This is a genomic window from Nocardia brasiliensis NBRC 14402 (assembly GCF_000308475.2).
GTDB classification, from domain to species: domain Bacteria; phylum Actinomycetota; class Actinomycetes; order Mycobacteriales; family Mycobacteriaceae; genus Nocardia; species Nocardia brasiliensis.
Window position 1 is genome coordinate 198,626 of sequence record NZ_BAFT02000110.1, and the last position, 21,223, is coordinate 219,848.

General features: G+C 68.4%; 13 protein-coding genes and 1 tRNA gene. 6 read left to right on the top strand and 8 right to left on the bottom strand.

Features of this window, described 5'->3' with window-relative positions:
• The first annotated feature begins 61 nt into the window (after positions 1 to 61).
• Entirely contained in the window at positions 62 to 1,555 is a 1,494-nt protein-coding gene (locus TY25_RS37105; protein ID WP_042264850.1) for a flavin-containing monooxygenase, read from the top strand.
• Between the two features lie 4 nt (positions 1,556 to 1,559).
• On the opposite strand, the gene TY25_RS37110 is transcribed toward TY25_RS37105, so the two are convergent.
• The 3 genes from TY25_RS37110 to TY25_RS37120 all read right to left on the bottom strand — a co-directional run bounded on the left by TY25_RS37110 (position 1,560) and on the right by TY25_RS37120 (position 4,865).
• A complete protein-coding gene (locus TY25_RS37110) occupies positions 1,560 to 2,693 on the bottom strand; it encodes an NAD(P)/FAD-dependent oxidoreductase (protein WP_042264852.1) in 1,134 nt (377 codons plus the stop codon).
• A 70-nt stretch (positions 2,694 to 2,763) separates the two neighbouring features.
• On the bottom strand, positions 2,764 to 3,537 hold the full coding sequence (locus tag TY25_RS37115) for an alpha/beta fold hydrolase (RefSeq protein ID WP_042264422.1): 774 nt from the start codon (positions 3,535 to 3,537) through the stop codon (positions 2,764 to 2,766).
• A 185-nt stretch (positions 3,538 to 3,722) separates the two neighbouring features.
• On the bottom strand, positions 3,723 to 4,865 hold the full coding sequence (locus TY25_RS37120) for an FAD-dependent monooxygenase (RefSeq protein WP_042264424.1): 1,143 nt from the start codon (positions 4,863 to 4,865) through the stop codon (positions 3,723 to 3,725).
• A gap of 157 nt (positions 4,866 to 5,022) precedes the next feature.
• Between TY25_RS37120 and TY25_RS37125 the strand changes: the two genes are divergently transcribed.
• Positions 5,023 to 5,361 carry an ArsR/SmtB family transcription factor gene (locus tag TY25_RS37125; RefSeq protein ID WP_042264427.1) on the top strand — a complete coding sequence of 113 codons (339 nt, stop codon included), beginning with the start codon at positions 5,023 to 5,025 and terminating at the stop codon, positions 5,359 to 5,361.
• A 3-nt stretch (positions 5,362 to 5,364) separates the two neighbouring features.
• On the opposite strand, the gene TY25_RS37130 is transcribed toward TY25_RS37125, so the two are convergent.
• The gene (locus TY25_RS37130) at positions 5,365 to 5,757 is read right to left on the bottom strand and encodes a nuclear transport factor 2 family protein (protein ID WP_042264428.1); all 393 of its coding nucleotides are present in this window, start codon (positions 5,755 to 5,757) and stop codon (positions 5,365 to 5,367) included.
• Between the two features lie 99 nt (positions 5,758 to 5,856).
• On the opposite strand from TY25_RS37130, the gene TY25_RS37135 reads away from it, so the two are divergent.
• Positions 5,857 to 6,300: a MarR family winged helix-turn-helix transcriptional regulator gene (locus TY25_RS37135; protein WP_042264430.1), complete on the top strand. Its 444-nt coding sequence runs from the start codon at positions 5,857 to 5,859 to the stop codon at positions 6,298 to 6,300.
• 816 nt (positions 6,301 to 7,116) lie between these two features.
• Here the strand turns inward: TY25_RS37135 and TY25_RS41060 are convergent.
• On the bottom strand, positions 7,117 to 7,416 hold the full coding sequence (locus tag TY25_RS41060) for a hypothetical protein (protein ID WP_052383445.1): 300 nt from the start codon (positions 7,414 to 7,416) through the stop codon (positions 7,117 to 7,119).
• A 155-nt stretch (positions 7,417 to 7,571) separates the two neighbouring features.
• Between TY25_RS41060 and TY25_RS37145 the strand changes: the two genes are divergently transcribed.
• A complete protein-coding gene (locus tag TY25_RS37145; protein ID WP_146154069.1) occupies positions 7,572 to 8,408 on the top strand; it encodes a flavin reductase family protein in 837 nt (278 codons plus the stop codon).
• Positions 8,409 to 8,860: 452 nt separating this feature from the next.
• Here TY25_RS37145 and TY25_RS37150 read toward each other — a convergent pair.
• Positions 8,861 to 8,945 (bottom strand) — tRNA-Leu (locus TY25_RS37150).
• 386 nt (positions 8,946 to 9,331) lie between these two features.
• Between TY25_RS37150 and TY25_RS37155 the strand changes: the two genes are divergently transcribed.
• Complete coding sequence (locus tag TY25_RS37155) at positions 9,332 to 18,709, top strand: type I polyketide synthase (RefSeq protein WP_042264435.1); 9,378 nt, start codon at positions 9,332 to 9,334, stop codon at positions 18,707 to 18,709.
• Positions 18,710 to 18,720: 11 nt separating this feature from the next.
• Positions 18,721 to 19,158 (top strand): holo-ACP synthase AcpS, encoded by a 438-nt coding sequence (gene acpS, locus TY25_RS37160; protein WP_014982362.1) that lies wholly within the window; start codon positions 18,721 to 18,723, stop codon positions 19,156 to 19,158.
• A gap of 3 nt (positions 19,159 to 19,161) precedes the next feature.
• Here the strand turns inward: acpS and TY25_RS37165 are convergent, their stop codons facing one another.
• Positions 19,162 to 20,316, bottom strand: a complete 1,155-nt coding sequence (locus tag TY25_RS37165) for a PucR family transcriptional regulator (RefSeq protein WP_042264438.1) — start codon at positions 20,314 to 20,316, stop codon at positions 19,162 to 19,164.
• A gap of 130 nt (positions 20,317 to 20,446) precedes the next feature.
• The gene (locus TY25_RS37170) at positions 20,447 to 21,067 is read right to left on the bottom strand and encodes a TetR/AcrR family transcriptional regulator (protein ID WP_226887505.1); all 621 of its coding nucleotides are present in this window, start codon (positions 21,065 to 21,067) and stop codon (positions 20,447 to 20,449) included.
• Between the last annotated feature and the right edge of the window lie 156 nt (positions 21,068 to 21,223).

The following is a 21,223-nucleotide window of genomic DNA, read 5'->3' on the forward strand; positions in this document are numbered from 1 at the left end:
GGCTCGGCATCCTTCGCCGGATGAATCGGCCGACCGATTTCAAACGAGTGTGATGGTCAACATGAAAACAACAGCAACAACAGCTGTGACACGCAAGCCCTCTGTCGTCATCATCGGGGCCGGGTTCGGTGGACTCGGGATGGCGCTGGAACTGCAGCGTGCGGGCATCGAGAGTTACACCATTCTGGAGAAGGCTGCCGATCTCGGCGGCGTCTGGCGGGAGAACGACTACCCCGGTGCAGCCTGCGATGTGCCCTCGATGCTGTACTCGTGGTCGTTCGAGCAGAAATCCGATTGGCCGCGTCGGTTTTCGCAGCAGCGCGACATTCACGAATACATGCGTACGGTGGCCGAGAAACACGGGCTTTCCGCGAAGATTCGCTTCGGCGCCGAAGTGACTGATGCAGAATTCGATGAACAGCAAGGCATTTGGCAGATCCGCACCGCCGACGGCACGACCCTGACTGCGGACGTCCTCATTCCCGCGGTGGGCCAGCTGTCACGTCCGGCGTTACCGGATATCGCGGGCATCGACACCTTCGCCGGGGCGTCCTTCCATTCGGCGCAGTGGGATCACAGCGTCGACCTCGCCGGCAAGCGAGTGGCCTGCATCGGTACGGGAGCCAGCGCTACACAATACATTCCGGCGATTCAGCCGAAGGTCGCGCAGCTGACGGTGTTCCAGCGTTCGGCAGGGTGGGTTCTGCCGAAATTCGATACCCGCTACAGCGCAGTGCATCACGCATTGTTCAAGTACCTGGCGCCCATTCGCTGGGCGGAGCGGTTCGCGTTCTGGGCGTCCTTCGAGGTATTGGCGTTGGGACTGCACGATGTTCCGGTGATCATGAAGCCGGTCGTGGCGCTTGCGAATCGCCTTCGTGGCCAACAGGTTCCAGTGGTCGAACTACGCGACAAGCTGACGCCCGACTACCAGCCGGGCGGCAAACGCGCCCTGTTTTCCAACGAGTACTTCCCTGCGCTCGGACAGCCGAACGTGGCCGTGGAGACCACAGGGATCGAGGCGGTCACACCCACCGGCATCCGGACCCGCGACGGCGCCCAGCACGACGTCGACGTGATCATCTACGGCACCGGCTTCAAGGCCACGGAGTTCCTGGCCCCGATGAACATCTACGGTCTGCGCGGGCGCAAACTCGCCGACGAGTGGTCACCCGAGGGCGCCCGCGCCTACCTGGGCATGTCGGTGCCCGGCTTCCCGAATCTTTTTCTGATGTATGGGCCGAACACCAACGTCGCCCCCGGGTCGGTCATCTACATGCTGGAATCCCAGGCCCGCTACATCCGTCAGGTCGTGGCGTACCTGACCGGCCGCTCCGGACATTTCCTGTCCGTTCGGCCCGCCGCCGAGCAGTCCTGGGACGATTGGCTGCAGCACCGGCTGCAGGGCACCCCCTGGCATTCGTGCTCCAGCTGGTACCGCAACGTCTCCGGGCGCATCACCAACAACTGGCCCGGCCCTACGGTCCTTTATCGATGGAAAACAAGGCGTTTCGAGTCCTCCGACTACGACGAGGGCGTCGCACCGCAACGGTGACGGGCTAACGGCCGATCGGCCAGGACCAGCTGTAGCGCAGCGGCCCGAAGTGGCCGAAACCCATTGTGGCGCGGCAGATCCGCTCTTTCACCGCGGCGGCGCCGCGCCCGCTCAGTACCAAGCGGAGCGGCCTGTCGGCGAGGTTCGAGGTCTGGATCAGAGCGTTGTGGCGGCCTAGACTCATCGCCTGACCGACGAACTTGCGGCGCACTGGCTTCGGCTCGCGGCCATCCATCAGCGCGAGCACGGTGTCGGCGGCGTGCACCCCGGTCGGGTTGGCGACCTGGGCACTCATCCGTAGCGGTCGCCGCGCGAAAGCGCAACCGTCACCGGCGCCGACGATGGACGAAGCGCTGGTGCTGACAAGGGTTTCGGAAACCTGCAGTGCACCGGTAGGCGCGGTGACCAGCCCACTGCGGGCGGCCAGGTCCGGTGCATGGAAAGCCGTAGTCACCACGGTGAGTTCGCTGTCGAGGTGACGGCCGTCGTCGAGGACGAGCTTGTCCTCGGAGATTTCGATGACCCGGGTGTCCTCGATGACGAGCACACCGGCGTCGCGGAAGTAGCGCCGTAACCGAGTCCGCGCCTGGACGGTCAGCGCGGGGCCCAGCGAACCGGAGCTGACCAGCCGCACCGTATAGCGTTCGAGTTCGTTGAGCTCGGCCGCGATCTCGATACCTGTGAGCCCGCCGCCGACCACGGTGACTGTCGCACCGTCCGGCAGCGCGTCCAATCGCCGCCGGGCCGCGACGGCATCCTCCCAGGTGGACACCGACACAGCGGATTCAGCGGCACCGGGGATCCCCGTTCGGCACGAGCGGCTGCCCACGGCATAGACCAAGTAGTCGTATTCGAGTGTCCCGGCGTCGGCCAGCTCGACCCGGCAGGCCTGCGCATCGATGAATTCGGCTGTGTCGTGCAGAAATTCGACCGCCTCGGGCAGATGGTTCCGCATCGGCGACACCGCGGCGTAATTACCCGCGACATACTGGTGCAGCCGAATCCGCTCGACGAACTCCGCCCGTGGATTGACCAGCGTCACCACGGTATTCGCACGGGCCAGCCGGGTGGCGGCTGCGACACCCGCGTATCCGCCGCCGAGCACGACCACCCTCGCCTGGTTCGACGAAACCCTCATCACGACAACCCCTTCGTTGAACCAACCCACGGCCGGATGACACCATCGCGGCCGCGACCGATGTTAGTTGTCAAGTTGCACTGTCCAGTAGCAGCTGTGCGCAACCCGCGGGGTCGTCGTAAAAGGGAGTGTGGCCGCTGCCCGTCAGGGTGACGTGCCGGGCACCGGGGAGGCGCTCCCTGGCGCGGCGACTCTGAGTGCCGTAGGTGAGCAGGACGTCACGGTTGCCCCAGGCGATCGTGACCGGAATCCGGTCGAGTTCGCCGATTTCACGCAAGCGTGCGGTCTCGAACGAAGCCAGGGCGGATCCGAAGGCTGGAGCATTCATGGCGCCGTGCGCGGTCTCCAGCGCGATGTGGGGGCTGATCGCCCAAGGGCGCCCGAACAGCAAGCTCAGCAAAGCACTTCGGCCGACGACAGTGCCGAAGACGGTCGGCAGCGCCGGGCGTATCAGACGAGCCAGGCGCGCCGAGTTGCTCAGCGCCTGCTGGCACCACACCCGTCCCGCGGTCGACCAGAAGCCGATTGGCGAAAACGCCGTCACCGACTCGGCCAAGCCGCGAGCGCCCAGCATAAGCGCGATCAACCCGCCCATGGAATTGCCCGCCAGATGCGGTCTTTCGAGCCCGTGCTGGGCGATAAAGGCTGCCACGGCGTCGGCGAGGGTGTCGACGGTGGTGTGTGCCAGTGGCTTCGAGTCACCGAAGCCGGGCAGATCGATGGCGAACACCTCGTAGCGCTGCGCGAGCGTGTCGATGATCGGTTCCCAGATCCGCCAGCTGGCGCCTACCGGGTGCATCAGGACAAGGGGCTCGCCGGAACCGGTCCGGTGGTAGTTCAACATGAGTGGCCTTCCTCGACGCACGGTCGAGCGCCACCGTAGCAGTCGCTGACATATCGCCAACGTCTCTGCGAGAGTGCAATATTCGGTATTGCTACTCGCAAAGTGATGCTGTCACTTAGACGAGACGGCTTGGTCGTTCGTCGAACAGCTGGCCGTGCGTCCCAAAGCGGTCTGTGCGGACCGGTCTACCGGTTGGCTGTTTCGCGCGGGGCGATCCGACTGGTGCGGCCGACCGCGCGGGCCACGGTGTTGCGCAGCACGAGCCCTGGCCGGGTGCGGGGCACCATGAGCCGGGAGACCAGGCCGACGCGTCGTTGCCGTGGGCCTACTCCACGGCGCAGGCGCGACTCGTAGGCGGCGAAGGCTCGGGCGTGGTCATAGGGATGGGCGGCGAGCTCGTCCGCGAGGGCGTACGCGCCCGTCATCGCCATGCTGGATCCGTCGCCCAGCAGGGCTGTCGCCGCCGCCGCGTCCCCGAGCAGGACGACCCGCCCGCGGGACCACGAAGGCATCCGGACGGTGGTCAGGGGGTCGAAGTACGGAGTCGGGTGGTCGCGGTAAGCCGCCACGAATTCCGGTGCCCGCCAAAGCATGTCGGCGTAGGCGTCGGCCACGGTCTGCTTGTGCAGTGCGATGTTCTTGCGGTCGTGGGGTGCCGTTGGTGCGGCCCGGAAAGTGAAGATCGCGAGCGGGGTGGTTCGTGACGGGTGCACGACCAGCATCCGGTTCGGTACGGTCAGCATCGTCATCTCGGTCGGGTCCGCGATGGCGTCGGGTGCCAACGGGACGGTCGCGCCGTACAGACCCAGATCGCGCACGAACTGCCGCTCGGGTCCGAATGTCAGGCGCCGCACCGTGGAGTGCATCCCGTCCGCACCGACCACGAGGTCGAAACGTCGTGGCGCGGACCGTCGGAAGGTGACATCGACGCCGCCGCCGTCCTGGTCGATAGCAGTGACCGTGTCGTCGAACAAGAACTCGGCCTCGGGCCGCGCCGACCGGTGGAGCACCGCGGACAGGTCGGCTCGGGTCACCTCGACCGTCGGGGCCTCGTCCGAGGTGAGCGGAAGCTGCAGGATCCGCCTGCCGTCGGGGTCCAGCAGGGTCAGCGACCGGTTGCGCGTGGCGAGTTCCCGCAGCTGCGGGAGGATGCCCATGTGTTCGGCGACCGGGATCGCGGGCCCCTGCACGACGACCGCGCTACCGCCGGAGCGCAACTGCCGGGCCTGTTCGACGACCGTCGGCCGAAATCCATGCTGGGAGAGCCGGTATGCGAGTGCGGGCCCCGCTATTCCGGCGCCGACTATCAGCACTTCGCGCTTCTGCATGACGATGACCTCTCGGAGTGTCGATGACCCGGTCCCCGGCGGGTATTGGGCCGGGTCTCGGCGGCACAGCACAACCGGGTCAAGGTACGATAAATTTCGTACCTTAGTGAACACTCTGTTGAGGTACGATGCAAGTCGTACCTGAAGGGAGGGGTTCGTGGTCGCGAAGAACCGGGCCGGGCCGGAAGCCGATGCGCTGGATCTGGGTGCGGTGTTGCGCGCCCTCGCCGACGAGCACCGTCGTGCGGTGATGACGGAGTTGGCGGCAGACCGCAGCGACGGCGAACGGGGCTGCAACTCGTTCGATCTTCCGATCTCGAAACAAACCCAGACCCACCACTTCCGGGTCCTGCGCGAGGCGGGTCTCATCGACGAGATCGACTACGGCAACCGCAAGGGCATCCGGCTACGCCGCGCGGACATCGAAAAGCGGTTTCCCGGGCTGCTCGCACTCCTGAAAGCGGAGTCCCGAGGTGGAACGACAGGCGTGCGCTGAACGTCAGCGGGCGCTGCCGATATTTCGGTCCGCTTCGGAGCCGTGGAGCATCAGCGTGGTTTCCTCGATGCGGCGGAAGCGCCCGTCGGGCGCGAACTCGCCGAAAACGTAGACCTCCGTGCGTACGGTCGATCCGTCCGTCTTGGTGATCTCGACGGTGTGGCGATCGGCGTAGCGGGGGCCGTCGTATAGCTCGTCATGGACCTCGACAGACCCTGTGGCCACGATCGTGCGCAGATGGGCGATGTGCTCGACGAACCCCTCGCGGTCGGCCCACTCGCCGTCGGTGCGCTGGCGGTAGTCGGGGGCGAAGTGTCGGTCGGTGGCCTCGTGCAGGTCGAGGTCGGGGGTGAACAGCAGGTCGGTGAGGGCGGTACGGATATCGGTCTTGCTCATGGGAGTCCTTTCACGACTACAAGCGATGTGCGTGCGCCACGCACGCAATACAGGGAAACTAGCATATGTTGCGTGCGCGGCGCACGGTAGTCTGTGGCAATGCATGACGAGGTAGGAGGCGAGATCGCCGACGCGCTGGGGGTGTTGCTCAGGCGCGCGACGCGGGTCCAGCTGTACAAGAGGCTGACCGCCGACATGGGTGAAGCGCTGGACGAATGGACCTACCCGGTCTTGAGCGCGGTGGCCAGGATCGGCCCGCGAAGCGCAGCCGACCTGGCCTCGGAGGTGGGGCTCGATCGCTCCGGTGTCACCCGCCGCGCCTCCAGGCTGGAACAGGCCGGGCTGCTCTTCCGCGAACCCGACCCCCTCGACCGGCGCGCGACCCTGCTGGTCCTCACCGAGCAGGGTGAACGCGTGGTGGACGAACTACGCCGCCGTCTGGCCGCGCACATCACCGCAAGCCTCACGACCTGGCCGCCGGGCGAAGCCGAGGCGTTCGCCCGCGGCCTGAGCCGGTTCATCACCGACGGGCCCTTTGCGTGACGGCGACGCCCGCCCTCGATGCGGGTGGCCGAGTCGGAGTTCCACGCCCACCTCTCGGCGGTAGGCGCTGCCCGTCATCGATTACTCAGTTAATATTCAATTGAATCTGTATTCGAACAATGGCGCGCATGTATTGAATGCGTGCGGAGATTCGGTTCGCCGGCGGGTTCTGGAGTACCTGCAGTACCGATTAGCCGCCGGGCGGTATCGATCCGGATGCGTAGCTCGAAGGCTGCAAGAGCGTGCCGCGCCAGCAGGTTTCGTCCCGGATGGGCTGTGGGCAACACAATTAGGGGCGTGCGGCGTAATGATACGTCTTCGTAGGCTCGGGGCGTTATCATCCCCGTTTCGAGGAGAATCAAATGCCCCGATCCCGATTCACTGCCCGCGGAATTCTGCTCGGCGGTCTCGTCGGCGCTACCGTTCTGATGTGCGGTGGCCCTGCAGTGGCGGACTCGATTCCGCTGGAGACGCCCGCCGTGGTGCCGCAAGCAGAAGTGGTCGTCGGCGGCGCCTGCTTACCGGACAGCACGGCCGTATTGGGCTGCCTCATCAGCAGCCTTTCGTCTCGGACCCCCTCGGTTCCATAACAACGCAGGTCGCCGCTGTGCCAGGGCTGTTCCCGCACGCCCTGGCTCAGCGCTGCCCTGTGCCATCTGATCTCCACTAAAGCGGCGATCCGCACCTGTTCTCGCCTCGATAGTGTCCCTAGCCGTTTCCATCGCCGGCGCCTATACCCCGCACGCCGTTCGGCCGAACATGATGGCTTGGATGTGCAGCGGAATAAGTGATTTCCCGGGCGTCCGCTCGGTTCGATCAAGTCCAGGGCGTTGTGGGTGACAGTGCGAGATAGCTGTCGTCGTTGTTGTTCTCTATGTCGAAGACCGAGTCGTTATCGAGTTGGCGCTCGTCGCAGTGTTCCGACAGCACTTCATCCGTGGGCCAGCGCAACAGCACGAGGTGTGCCTGGCCGCTGGAGATGAGTTCGACTGCGGTCTGCCGGGCCAATGTGATTGCCTCGTGGTCACCGAGTTCGAAGTCGGACCCGCGGAGCAGCCACAGCAATTGATATACGCCGAGGAAGTCGGTGGCGAGGTGGTCGTGGGCTTCGTTCATCAGCCACTCGGCGGCGGATCCGTTCGTCCCGTCTTCTCCAAGGTCGGGTTTCCTTCGAGCGGAACTTTTGTTGTGCGGCCATTTTTGGCTTACTTCAGCAGACCGGGTCCGTGGCGCGGTGCTACTCGTTGTCGGGCAATCCGCATCGTGACGACGTGCTGACCGTGACCGTCAAGCGGGTCGCGGGCGGATATGCGTCGAATTGGCTGTGCGACAACATTGTTCCGGGATCGACCCTGACCGTTCTCGAGCCTTCCGGGACGTTCGGGCCCGACGGTACGAATGGGGACCTTTTGCTACTGGCGGCGGGCAGCGGGATCACGCCGATCATGTCGATCATGTCGATCATCAAGACGGTGCTGACGTGCGGCACGGCAGACATCGTTCTGATCTACGCAAACCGCGACCCGGGGTCCACGATCTTCGCCGGCCAGCTCGAACAGCTCACGCGTGAGCACCCCGACCGCTTCCAGGTCCAGTACTGGTTCGAAACGGATGGGGGAGTGCCGGACGCGGCCGCGATGACCGCGCTGATCGCACCGTTCGCGGAGCGTGCGACCTACCTCTGTGGGCCTGCCGGTTTCATGGCGGTGGCCATGGCCGCGTTGGCCGGTCTGGGCGTACCCGCCTCCCGGATTCACCAGGAGAAGTACCTCTCGCTGGCCGATAATCCTTTCGAACAGCCCGAACCCGCGCCCGGGTCGCCCGTTACCGACGGTGCGATCCTCGAGGTCGAGATCGACGGTGACCGCCACACCCTGACCTGGCCCCGGCAGACCAAGCTGCTGGACGTGCTGCTCGAGCAAGGCATCGACGTGCCCTACGTCTGCCGTGAACCGATCTGCGGCAGCTGCGTGTGCTCGGTCCGCAAGGGCCGAACCCGAATGGTGGTGAACGATTCCCTCCCCGACGAAGACGTCGAGCAGGGCCTGACCCTCGCCTGCCAGTCCCTCCCGGAAACCGACGAAATCTTCATCGCCTTCGACCAATAGTGATGCCTTGCCCGCGCGCGTCGGACGCAGCGGTCAGGTCTTCGAGCCGAACGTGGGCCTACGACCGGTCTCTGCCGTTGAGTGCTGCAACGTTGCGGCGGTGTGCCGGGGCCGGGCTGTGCCTCGGGGTGAGCGTGGTCGGGAGCTCATACACCTTGGTTGCTGGGTTGGCATCGATTCGGGGAAACGTGGCAGGGGAGACACGCCGACGTGGTGCGGCTTCGTCGGTTCTGGACCAGCGACCGGCCCGTTATCCCGAAGAGGCCAGTCGGTCGGGTACGCGGCTGGTTCCTGACTGTGCCGAGCAAATCTCTCGCGTGTGTCGCGATCGCGTGCGCGCGGGGGTCGACGCGCGACGCGAGCGGGGGAATGTTTGAAAGAGTGCTGGTGAGGGCATATGTGTCGGGTTCGGGAGCGGGGCGGCTCCGAAACCCGACGCGGGTGCCGCCGGATGGTGCGCGAGAGGGGACTTGAACCCCTACGTCCGTGGACACCAGAACCTAAATCTGGCGCGTCTGCCAATTTCGCCACTCGCGCGTGATGGTACGACCGTCCAAACTCTACCGGGCTTGACCGCGTTCGCGAAGCTCCGGGCGGGCGTGGCGTACTGGTCGGTAACCCTACCAGGGATTATAACGATTTGATAAATCTCAACATGAGGAGCACTCATGTTTCCTACGTGTTGGTAACCGGGTAGACCAGCGCGTTCAAACATGAGGAGGGGTCATGTTTGTCGCGATTCTGGTACTGAAGTACCGAAATACTCGAGGGTAGCGCCGTCGCCGGCGAGCAAACGTGAGGATTTCCTCATGATTCTGTGGAATCCTCGCCGTTATCAGGCCCCAACGCTGAGGATCACCTGCGCCCGGAGGAAGCGGCGTGTCTCGGAGGGCATGTCGCCAGGAGAAGGAAGTCGAGCTGCCTTGACGATCAACGAGAGCACCGAGGCCGGTACCGGACAGAGCGCGAAGGTCGGTGGAGCCACCCGCGCGGGAGGCACGCGGTCGCCGCTGCTGGACCGCCTGTTGAACGGGACGCCGTATGCGCTCGCGTTCGGTGGGCAGGGCGCGCAGTGGCTCGATGAGCTCGCCGACATCAGCCGCGACAGCGCGCTGGAGCCGGAACTGACCGCCCTGGTGAACGAGGCGGAGGCGATGCTGGAGCCGGTGTCGGCACAGCTGCTCGTGGTGCGCCCGGTCGGCTTCGATCCGGTGGGCTGGATGCTGGAAGACGATCTGGTCGACACCGAGCTGGGTGAGGTCTCGGCCGCGCCGCCGGCGCAGGTGCTGCGTTCGGCCGCGGTCTCGATGCCGGGTGTGCTGCTCTCCCAGGTGGCCGCGATGCGCGCGTTGCGGCTGCAGGGTCTCGATCCGGCCGCGCACGCGCCGGTGGCGATCGTGGGACACTCGCAGGGCAGGTTGGCGGCGACGGCCGTGGAGGCCGGCGGTCAGCGCGACGCCGAGATCCTCGCGCTGGCCCAATTGATCGGTGCCGCCGCGGGTCTGGTGGCGCGCCGGCGCGGGCTGATGCCCGTCGGTGAGCGCTCGCCGATGGTCGCGGTGTCGAACGTGGACCCCGAGCAGTTGCGTGCCGTGGTGGCCGAGGTGTCCGAGGGTGTCGACCCGGCGGCAGCCGCGGTGGTGTCGATCCGGAACGGACGCCGGCGCGCGGTGTTGTCCGGCGCTCCCGCGCAACTGGAGCGGGTGCGCCAGCGCTGCGCCCAGATCCATGACAAGCAGGCCGCCGAGCGCGAGGGCAAGGTGCGCGGCGGCGCGATCTTCGCGCCGGTGTTCGAGGACGTGGCCGTCGATGTCGCGTTCCACCACCCGGCCCTGGCCGACACCGTCGATCTGGTGACCTCGTGGGCCACCCAGTGTGGGTTGGACGCGGCGCTGGCCGGCGCGCTCGCGCAGGAGATCCTGGTCGACCCGATCGACTGGGTGGAGATCGTCGACGGTGTGGTCGCCGCCGGCGCGCAATGGATTCTGGACCTCGGCCCCGGCGACCTGCTGTCCCGGCTGACCGGTGGTTCGCTGAAGGGCACCGGCGTCGGCATCGTGGCCGCCGCGACCCGTGCCGGGCAGCGCAGCCTGCTCACCCCGGGCGCCGCGCCGGAGACCGCCGCCGCGTGGACGGAGTTCGCGCCGCGCCCTGTGCGCCTGCCGAACGGCCGCATCGTGGTGGAGACCGCGTTCACCAAGCTCACCGGTCGCTCGCCGATCCTGCTCGCGGGCATGACCCCGACCACCGTCGACGCGAAAATCGTTGCGGCGGCGGCGAACGCGGGCCACTGGGCCGAACTCGCCGGTGGCGGTCAGGTGACCGAGCAGATCTTCGCCGACCGGGTGGCCGAGCTGAAGACGCTGCTGCAGCCGGGCCGCGCGGTGCAGTTCAACTCGCTGTTCCTCGACCCCTACCTGTGGAAGCTGCAGCTGGGCGGGAAGCGCCTGGTGCAGAAGGCCCGCACCGCGGGCGCGCCGTTCGACGGCGTCATCGTCACCGCCGGCATTCCCGAGCTCGAAGAAGCCGTCGCACTGATCAACGAGCTCACCGAGGTCGGCATCTCGCATGTCGCGTTCAAGCCGGGCACGGTCGCGCAGATCCGGGCCGTGCTGCGGATCGCCGACGAGGTGCCGGACTACCCGGTGATCATGCACATCGAGGGCGGCAAGGCCGGCGGGCACCACTCCTGGGAAGATCTGGACGACCTGCTGCTGGAGACCTACGCCGAGCTGCGCAGCCGGGACAACGTGGTGGTCTGCGTCGGCGGCGGCATCGGAACCCCGGAGCGCGCAACGGAATACCTCACCGGCGCGTGGGCGAGCGCCCACGGCTACCCGGTGATGCCGCTGGACGGCGTGCTGATCGGCACGGCCGCGATGGCGACGCTGGAGGCGACGACCGCCCCCGAGGTGAAGCAGCTGCTGGTGGACACCCCCGGCACCCCCGACTGGGTCGGTGCGGGCACCGCGTCCGGCGGGATGGCCTCGGGCCGTAGCCAATTGGGCGCCGATATCCACGAGATCGACAACGCCGCCTCGCGCACCGGCCGGCTGCTGGACGAGGTCGCCGGTGACGCCGACGCCGTCGCCGCGCGTCGGGACGAGATCATCGCGGCGCTGAACGGCACGGCCAAGCCGTATTTCGGTGACGTCGCCACGATGACCTACCAGGAGTGGTTGCAGCGCTACGTCGAGCTCGCGGTGGGCCTGGACCGCCGCAAGGACTTCGACTGCGGCAGCGATATCGGTGACGCGATCGCCGACGCCACCCGCTCGCTGTGGCTCGACATCAGCTGGCGCGATCGTTTCGCGGAAATGATGCGCCGCACCGAATCCCGGCTGCATCCGGCCGACCGCGGCGAGATCCCGACGCTGTTCCCGACCGACGACGCCTTCGAGAACCCGGTCGCGGCGCTGTGCGCGCTGCAGGAGCGGTACCCGGCGGCCGCGCACACCCAGCTGCACCCGGCCGATGTGCCGTTCTTCGTCGCGCTGTGCAAGACCCCCGGCAAGCCGGTGAACTTCGTGCCCGTCGTCGACGGTGACGTGCGCCGCTGGTGGCGCTCGGATTCGCTGTGGCAGGCCCATGATCCGCGCTACTCCGCCGATCAGGTGTGCATCATCCCGGGCACCGTCGCGGTCGCCGGGATCACCCGGGTCGACGAGCCGGTGGGCGAGCTGCTCGACCGCTTCGAGCAGGACACGGCCTACTCGCTGGTGCGGGCCGGTGTGGTGCCGGTCGCGATCGACGCGCGCCGCGTCGCGGGCGTGACGACCGGTGCGATCGACACCGTGCTGGCCGCGCCCGACCTCGAATGGTCCGGACGCACCACGGTCAACCCGGTGCACCGGCTCGGTGAGCTGTCGGAGTGGACCGTCGACGGCAAGGGTGCGGTGCACCCGCCGAGCGGCGCCACACTTACCGAGACCACCGGTCCGGTCGCTGAGCACGCGTACGTCGAGCTGACCGTTCCGCTGTTGGGCAGCAACGTGGTTCGCATCCGGATCACCGTGCCGACCGCCGTCTACAACGGTGGCGCGCCGGTAGTCACCGAGGCCGACGCCACCGCGGCGATGTCGGCACTGCTCGCCGTGGCTGCCGGGCAGGACCTGCCCGAGGTGAAGGGCAAGGTCGCGCACCTCAACATCGCGTGGACCCCCGATCTCATCGCCGATCACGCGGGCGTGACCGGTTCGGGTCTGCCGTCGGCGCTGAGCACGCTCGGCCGCACCGTCCCCGACGTGCTGGTCGGCGCCTGCTGGCCCGCCGTGTTCGCGGTGCTCGGCGCGGCGCGTGCGGCGGATGGCACCAGCGTCATCGAGGGCATGCTCGACCTCGTCCACCTCGATCATCAGATTCATTTGGCGGGCGAACTGCCCACCAGCCCAAGCGTTCTCGCGGTCCGCGCGGAGGCGGGGGAGACCCTCGACACCGATCTCGGCCGCGTGGTCGAGGTGCGGGTGCGGATCGCGGGTCTGCTGGACCGGCCGGAAACCGGGCTGTCCATGCCGACCGTCGCCACGCTCACCGAGCGGTTCGCCATCCGCGGCCGCAACGGCGCGGGCGAGCTGACCGATCCGCCGCGCGCGGCGGGTACGGTCGCCGACACCGCGACCGACACCCCGCGCCGGCGCCGCCGTGACGTGACCATGGTCGCGCCGCGCACCATGCACGCCTTCGCCGCGGTCTCCGGCGACCACAACCCCATCCACACCAGCGATGCCGCGGCCAAGCTGGCCGGCCTGGGCAGCCCGATCGTGCACGGCATGTGGCTCTCGGCCGCGGCTCAGCACGCGGTGTCGGCGGTCGACCCGGACAGCACGGTTCCGGCCCGCACCCTGACCGCTTGGACCACCCGGTTCCTCGGCATGGTTCGCCCCGGCGCGGAAATCGACGTGCGGGTCGAGCGGGTCGCGGTGGACGCGGGCAGCGAGATCATCGAGGTGTCCTGCCGTGCCGCAGGCGATCTCGTGATGACCGCGACCGGTCGCACCGCCACGCCGCGGACCGTCTACGCGTTCCCGGGCCAGGGCATCCAGCGCAAGGGCATGGGCCTGGACGCGCGCACCCGGTCCAAGGCCGCCAAGGCCATCTGGGACCGCGCCGACAAGCACACCCGCGACGCGCTCGGCTTCTCGATTCTCGCTGTGGTGCGCGACAACCCGACCTATCTCAAGGCGCGCGGCGTCGAACACCGGCACCCGGACGGCGTGCTGCACCTGACCCAGTTCACCCAGGTCGCGATGGCGGTACTCGGTGTCGCCCAGGTGGCCGAACTGCGGGAGGCCGGCGCGTTCATCGAGGGCGCGATGCTGGCCGGGCATTCGGTCGGTGAGTACAACGCGCTCGCCGCCGTGGCCGGCGTGCTGCCGCTGGAGGCGGTGCTCGAGGTGGTGTTCCAGCGCGGCTCGGCGATGCACGAGCTGGTGCCGCGGGATGACAAGGGCCGCAGCGACTATCGGATGGCCGCCATCCGGCCCTCGCAGATGGGGCTGCCCGACGACGAGGTGATCGACTTCGTCGCCGGCATCGGCGCCCAGGTCGGCGAGTTCCTCGAGGTGGTCAACCTGAATCTGCGCGGTTCGCAGTACGCGATCGCGGGCACGGTGGCCGGACTCGAAGCGCTGGAGGCCGAGATCGACCGTCGCCGTACCGAATTCGGCGGCAAGCGGGCCTACATCCTGGTGCCCGGCATCGATGTGCCGTTCCACTCCACCGTGCTGCGCAAGGGCGTGCCGGAGTTCCGGCACAAGCTCGAGCAGCTGCTGCCCGCCGACCTGCATCCGGAGGTCCTGGTCGGCCGCTACATCCCGAACCTGGTGCCGCGTCCGTTCTCGCTGGAGCGCGAATTCATCCAGGAGATCGCGGATCTGGTGCCGTCCGAGCCGCTCGCCGCGGTCCTGGCGGACTTCGAGGGCTGGGCCGCGCGCCCGACCGAGCTGTGTCGCGTCGTGCTCGTCGAGCTGCTCGCCTGGCAGTTCGCCAGCCCGGTGCGCTGGATCGAGACCCAGGACCTGCTGTTCACCGATATCGCCTCGGGTGGTCTCGGCGTGGAGCGCTTCGTCGAAATCGGTTTGGGCGCAACCCCGACCGTGGCGAACCTGGCCAGCCAGACCCTGAAGCTGCCCGCGTTCAGCGGCACCACGGTCGAGGTGCTCAACATCGAGCGCGAGGCCGGGATCGTCTACTCGACCGACACCGACCCGGCGCCGGTCGACGAGCCCGCCGACGAGGTCGCCGAAACCTCCACGGCCGCAGCGCCCGTCGCCGCGGCGGCGCCCGTCGCCGCACCGGTGCCGAGCTCCGGCGGCCCCCGCCCGGACGACATCGTCTTCACCGCCGCCGACGCCACCCGGGTGCTCATCGCGCTGTGGACGAAGCTGCGGCTGGATCAGATCGGCCCGGTCGACACCATCGAGGGCCTGTGCGACGGTGTGTCCTCGCGCCGCAACCAGCTGCTGGTCGACCTCGGTTCGGAGCTCTCGCTCGGCGCCATCGACGGCGCGGCGGACGCGGACATGGGTGCGCTCGCCGCGACCGTGGAGCGGCTCGCCCGCACCTACAAGCCGTTCGGCTCGGTGCTGACCGACTCGATCGGCGATCATCTGCGCAAGGTGTTCGGTCCGTCCGGCAAGCGCCCGGCCGCGATCGCCGAACGGGTGAAGAAGGTCTGGGAACTCGGTGACGGCTGGGCCAGCCACGTCACCGCCGAGGTCTCGCTCGGCACCCGCGAGGGTGTGAGCGTCCGCGGCGGCGAACTCGGTGGCCTGGTCAGCGGTGCGCTGGGGGACGGTGCCGCGGTGGACGCCGCCATCGACGCCGCCGTGCAGGCGGTCGCCGCGCGGCGCGGCATCGCGGTGTCGTTGCCCTCGGCCGGTGGCGGCGGCGGTGCCACCGTCGACGCGGCCGCGCTCGGCGAGTTCACCGAACAGATCACCGGACGTGACGGCGTGCTCGCCACGGCTGCCCGGGTCGTGCTCGATCAGCTCGGCCTGACCGAGCAGGTGTCCGCGCCGGAGGCGACCGACACCTCGCTGGTCGATCTGGTCTCGGCCGAATTGGGTTCGGACTGGCCGCGTCTGGTCGCACCCGCGTTCGACGCGCGCAAGGCCGTGCTGCTCGACGACCGGTGGGCCACGGCCCGCGAAGATCTGGCCCGGCTGTGGCTCGGCGACGACGCCGAGACCGCGGCACCGCCGGTGACCGGTTACCTCGGCGCGGGTGCAGCCGTTGCCGCGCAGGCGAACTGGTGGCGCGAGCGGGCCAAGCACGAGGCCCGTTCGGTGCTGGCCGGGGTCTACGCGCAGATCGCCGAGGCCGCGCTGAGCACCGACGATCGCGGCATCTGGTCCGCCGATATCGCGGTGATCACCGGCGCGAGCAAGGGTTCCATCGCGGCCGCGGTGACCGGGCGACTGCTCGGCGGCGGCGCCACCGTCGTGGTGACCACCTCGAGTCTCGACGACAACCGGCTCGCCTTCTACCGCAAGCTCTACCGCGACAACGCCCGGCACGGCGCGGCGCTGTGGGTCGTGCCCGCCAACATGGCGTCCTACCACGACATCGACGCGCTCATCGAGTGGATCGGCACCGAGCAGGTGGACAACGCCGGCGGCGCGAAGATCAAGACCAAGGACGCGATGACGCCGACCATGCTGCTGCCGTTCGCGGCGCCGCGGGTGGCCGGTGACCTTTCCGACGCCGGTGCGCGCGCGGAGATGGAGATGCGCGTGCTGCTCTGGTCGGTCGAGCGGCTGATCGGCGGGCTGTCGGTGCTCGGCGCCGACCACGACGTCGACGCGAAACTGCATGTGGTGCTGCCGGGTTCGCCCAACCGCGGCATGTTCGGCGGCGACGGCGCGTACGGCGAGTCGAAGGCCGCGCTGGACGCGGTGGTGGCCAAGTGGCGGGCGGAGAAGTCGTGGTCCGCGCGGGTCACCCTGGTGCACGCGCTGATCGGCTGGGTGCGCGGCACCGGGCTGATGGGCCACAACGATCCGATGGTCGCCGCGGTGGAAGAGGCCGGCGTGCAGACCTGGTCGACCACCGAGATGGCCGACGAGCTGCTCAAGTGGTGCACCTCGCGGGCGCGCCAGGTCACCCTGGCCGGCCCGCAGCAGATCGACCTGACCGGCGGATTGGCCAGGGCCAAACTCGATCTGCCCGCACTGGCCAAGCAGGCCGCGGAGCAGGCGGCCGCAGAGACCGCGGAAGCCGATGCGGCCGCGACCATTTCGGCGCTGCCCGCACCGCCCGCGTTGACCTCGGCGCTGCCGGTGCCCGAATGGGGCACGGTCACCGCCGATCTCGCCGACATGGTGGTGATCGTCGGAGCCGGCGAGCTCGGCCCGTACGGCTCGGCGCGCACCCGGTTCGAGATGGAGGTCGAAGACCAGCTCTCGGCCGCGGGCGTGCTCGAACTCGCCTGGACCACCGGCCTGGTCACCTGGGAGAACGATCCCAAGCCGGGCTGGTACGACGCCGAAACCGGTGACTACGTGCCGGAGTCGGAACTGGCCGAGAAGTACCACGACGTGGTGATCGCGCGCTGCGGCGTGCGCCGCTACGCCGACGACGGCGCCATGGTCGACAACAGCGCACCGCTGATGACCTCGGTGTTCCTCGATCAGGACCTGACCTTCACGGTCGGCGGCGAGGCCGAGGCCCGCGCCTTCTACGAGGCCGACCCCGAGCACACGGTGATCGTGCCGGTGCCGGATTCGGGCGACTGGACGGTGATCCGTAAGGCGGGCACCGAGATTCGGGTGCCGCGCCGGGCCAAGCTGTCGCGCACGGTCGGCGGCCAGATCCCCACCGGCTGGGATCCGACCGTCTGGGGCATCTCCGCGGAGATGGTGAACTCGATCGACCGCGTCGCCCTGTGGAACGTCGTCTGCACCGTGGACGCCTTCATCAGCTCCGGCTTCAGTCCGGCCGAGCTGATGAGCTGGGTGCACCCGAGCCAGGTCGCCAACACCCAGGGCACCGGCATGGGCGGCATGTCCTCGATGCGCTCGCTGTACATCGACAACCTGCTCGGCGAGTCGCGGGCGAACGACATCCTGCAGGAGGCGCTGCCGAACGTGGCGCTCGCGCATGTGGTGCAGGCCTACGTCGGTAGCTACGGTGCGATGGTGCACCCGGTGGCGGCGTGTGCCACGGCCGCGGTGTCGGTCGAGGAGGGCGTCGACAAGATCCGCCTCGGCAAGGCCGACCTGGTGGTGGCAGGCGGCTTCGACGATCTCGGCATCGAAGGCATCGTCGGCTTCGGTGACATGTCCGCCACCGCGGACTCGGCGGCCATGAGCGCCAAGGGCATCAGCGATCGGTACTTCTCCCGCGCCAACGACCGTCGCCGCGGCGGCTTCGTGGAATCACAGGGTGGCGGCACCGTGCTGCTCGCCCGCGGTGACGTGGCGGTGGAGATGGGCCTGCCGGTGCTCGGCGTGGTCGCCTTCGCGCAGTCCTTCGCCGACGGCGTGCACACCTCCATCCCGGCCCCCGGCCTCGGCGCGCTCGGCGCGGGCCGCGGCGGGCGCGAGTCCCGGATCGCCGCCGAACTGCGCAAGCTCGGCGTCACCCCGGACGACATCGCGGTGCTGTCCAAGCACGACACCTCGACCGCGGCGAACGACCCCAACGAGTCCGAGCTGCACACCCGCCTGGCCACGGCCATCGGGCGGTCCGCGGGCGCACCGCTGTTCGTCGTCTCGCAGAAGAGCCTGACCGGACACGCCAAGGGCGGCGCGGCCGCGTTCCAGCTGATCGGCCTGTGCCAGGTGCTGGAAAACGGTGTGGTGCCGCCGAACCGGAGCCTGGACTGTGTCGACGACAAGATGCAGGCCTACCCGCACCTGGTGTGGGCACGGGAGCCGCTGCGCTTCGGCGAGCGCTTCCCGCTGAAGGCGGGCCTGCTGACTTCGCTCGGCTTCGGGCACGTCAACGGGTTGCTCGCGGTGGTGCACCCGGAGGCGTTCATCCAGGCGATCGAGCCGTCCCGGCGCGAGGCCTACCAGCGGCAGGCGCAGGAGCGTCAGCTCGCGGGGCGGCAGCGCTTCGCCGAGGCCATGTGCGGCGGCGCGCCGCTGTACGAGCGCCCGGCCGACCGTCGCCTCGGTGGCGACGGCACCCCGGCCAAGCAGTCGCGGCAGCTCGAGGCCGACGTGTTGTTGTCGACCGAGGCACGCCTCGGTGGTGACGGCGCGTACCGGGCCGACGGCTTCGCGTGCGGTGCGGCAGTATCGGATGCGCAACTCGCGGCGGATGGTTCGCGCGCGAGCGGCCAGGGCGCGTCGTAGGCTCCCGCTCTATGACGATCCTCGGTATCGGCTTGGACTTGGTGACTGTCTCCGAGTTCGCCGAACAGCTCGAACGTGCCGGAACCACCATGCTCCGGGAAAGTTTCACCGCGGGCGAGCGACGCTACTGTCAGAGCAAGGGGACCGATCCGGCACGCAGCTATGCGGCGCGGTGGGCGGCGAAGGAGGCGGTGCTCAAGGCCTGGGCCTCGTCTCGGTTCGCCCGCCGCCCGCAGATCGGTGACAACCCCTACCCGCTGATCGAAGTGGTCAACGACGCGTGGGGCAGGCCGAGCATCAAGCTGCACGGCCTCGCCGCCGAATTCCTGCCGCGCGCGAGGGTCCACCTGTCGCTCACGCACGACGGCGATATGGCCGCCGCGATGGTGGTGCTGGAGGACCCGGGCGAACTGGCCGATCTGATCGCGGGCCGCGAAGGCCAGGGCTGACGATCAGTCCCGGTGGGTGCGCCGCAGCCGCCTGCGTTGCAGCGCCCACCACGCTTCCAGGGCTCGGTCGGGATCGGTGAGATCGATCCCGACCAGATCCTGGAAGCGGCGCAGCCGGTAGCGCACCGTATTGGTGTGCAGGCCCATCTCTTTCGCGGTGTGGTCCACCCGCATGCCGTTGCTCAGGTAGTGCTGTGCGGTGTCGAGCAGTGTTGCCGCGCTTTCGCTTTCACCCAGCGGCAGCAGATAGCGCCGATCGAGTTCCTCGCCCACCTCGCTGTCGGCCAGCACCGCGGGCAACAGTCCGAGGTCGGCCAGGGTGTGCACGCCGGTGAGCTCGAAGGCGTCGGCGGTCGCCATCGCGCGGGTGGCGCGCAGGAACGACGGTTCCATCCGGTCCAGCCGGGCGGGCGGGCCGATCCCGACCGCGGTCTGGAGTTCGACGGTCGGTGCCGTGTCGACGATTCCGGCGATATCGCCGTCGATGACCGCGAACAGTGCGTGCGGCCGATCACCCGCGGGCTCGAGTGCCCTGACCAACGCTTCGGCCGGCACGGCGGCGCTCGGCCGGGCGCGCACCGCGTGGTAGACGCGGAACGAGTCGAGGCCGTAACGCTCTGCCTGGACCCGGATTTCGGCGGCGGCGAGGGTGCCGAACAGGATCCCGCGCACCAGATCGGACCGGTGCTGCTGATCGTGCAGGGTCTGCTGGAACTCCACCTCGAGGTGCCCGCGTGCCACCGCGAGGATCGCCGAATCGGTCACGGCGAGAATGTCATTGGCCAGGTCGAGCAGCTGCCGGTCGGTCAGGCCGAGTTTGCGGCCCATGGTGATGGTCTCGTCGGTCGCCACCCGCACCGCGAAGCGCCAGCCGTTGAACATCTCGTGTACCGGAATCCCTTGCCGGGCACGCGTTTTGCCGTGCTCGGTGAACAGGGCGAGTTCGGGTTCGGTCAGCTCGCTCTCGGCGGCCAGGGTGCGCAGCACCTGCTCGACGGTGCTGACCGCCGTCGGCAGGATCTGTTCGGTGTCCAGGCGCCCGTACGAGGGCACCTCGACGCGCATCTGTTCGATCGCGGTGGTGGTCAGGTCGGTGGCATGCGTGAGCAGCCGAGCCAGCAGGGCGCGGCGGTCCGCGGGAGTCGGACGAGTCGCCATTAACTGGAGAGTAACTCTCTTTCGGCGCGGCGACAAAGGGTGCGCTGGTTTCCCGGCCAGATTGCGACAAACAGCACGATTGCGACGTGATCGCTCAGGCGGGCCCGCGGAATCGGGCGCGCAACGGCGATCAGCGCTGGCTGGCCGAGCGTGATTCCTTCTCCGCGACCAGCAGATAGGCGACCATCAGCCGCTTGAGCTCCGAGACCGCCTCGGCGTTGCTCTGCTCGTCCTGCACCGAGAAGTTCAGCATCGAGTAGACGACGTGCACCAGGACCTCGGCCATCATGGTGCGCCGTGCGCGCGGGGTGCGCGGCGTCAGGGGGCGCAGCATCTGCGCGACGACCTCGGCGAACTCCTTCTCGTGGATCGCGCCGGTGGCCCGCGTCGACGGGGTGGACTGCATCGCGAGCCACACCTCGCGCCGGGACGGGTCGGTCATCCACAGATTCGCCATGTGGTCGACGAACTGGTTCATGTGCCGCAGCCAGTCCAGCGACGGGATCTCGCCGTGGAAGTCGGCGAGCTCGCGCGAAACGGCCACGAGATCTTGCCGATTCAGCTCGCAGACGATCACGTACTTGTTGGCGAAGAACTGGTACAGCGTGCCGATCGGCACCTCGGCCCTGGCCGCCACCTCTTCACAGGTGAACGATTCGAATCCGACCTCTACCAGCAGTTCTCTGGACGCCTGCAAGAGCGCGTCGAACTTTCGCTTGCTGCGTTCCTGCGTCGGCCGGCGCCGCGGCATGAGCTCCTGTGGGTCGTCCTGCAGCTCCAACGCAGGGTCCAGCCGTTGCTTCGACCTGGCCTCCGCGCGTACTTCCACGTAACCAGGCTAACGGTAGGGACACTCGCACGACACGCGCCGGGCATCTGCGTGTTCCTCTTCTGTCCGAATTCACCA

Coding starts and splice junctions, on each gene's coding strand:
- TY25_RS41060 (WP_052383445.1), bottom strand. CDS start 7,416: ATGAACGAAGCCCACGACCACCTCGCCACCGACTTCCTCGGCGTATAT.
- TY25_RS37170 (WP_226887505.1), bottom strand. CDS start 21,067: ATGCCGCGGCGCCGGCCGACGCAGGAACGCAGCAAGCGAAAGTTCGAC.
- TY25_RS37110 (WP_042264852.1), bottom strand. CDS start 2,693: ATGAGGGTTTCGTCGAACCAGGCGAGGGTGGTCGTGCTCGGCGGCGGA.
- TY25_RS37120 (WP_042264424.1), bottom strand. CDS start 4,865: ATGCAGAAGCGCGAAGTGCTGATAGTCGGCGCCGGAATAGCGGGGCCC.
- TY25_RS37105 (WP_042264850.1), top strand. CDS start 62: ATGAAAACAACAGCAACAACAGCTGTGACACGCAAGCCCTCTGTCGTC.
- acpS (WP_014982362.1), top strand. CDS start 18,721: ATGACGATCCTCGGTATCGGCTTGGACTTGGTGACTGTCTCCGAGTTC.
- TY25_RS37115 (WP_042264422.1), bottom strand. CDS start 3,537: ATGTTGAACTACCACCGGACCGGTTCCGGCGAGCCCCTTGTCCTGATG.
- TY25_RS37165 (WP_042264438.1), bottom strand. CDS start 20,316: ATGGCGACTCGTCCGACTCCCGCGGACCGCCGCGCCCTGCTGGCTCGG.
- TY25_RS37135 (WP_042264430.1), top strand. CDS start 5,857: ATGCATGACGAGGTAGGAGGCGAGATCGCCGACGCGCTGGGGGTGTTG.
- TY25_RS37130 (WP_042264428.1), bottom strand. CDS start 5,757: ATGAGCAAGACCGATATCCGTACCGCCCTCACCGACCTGCTGTTCACC.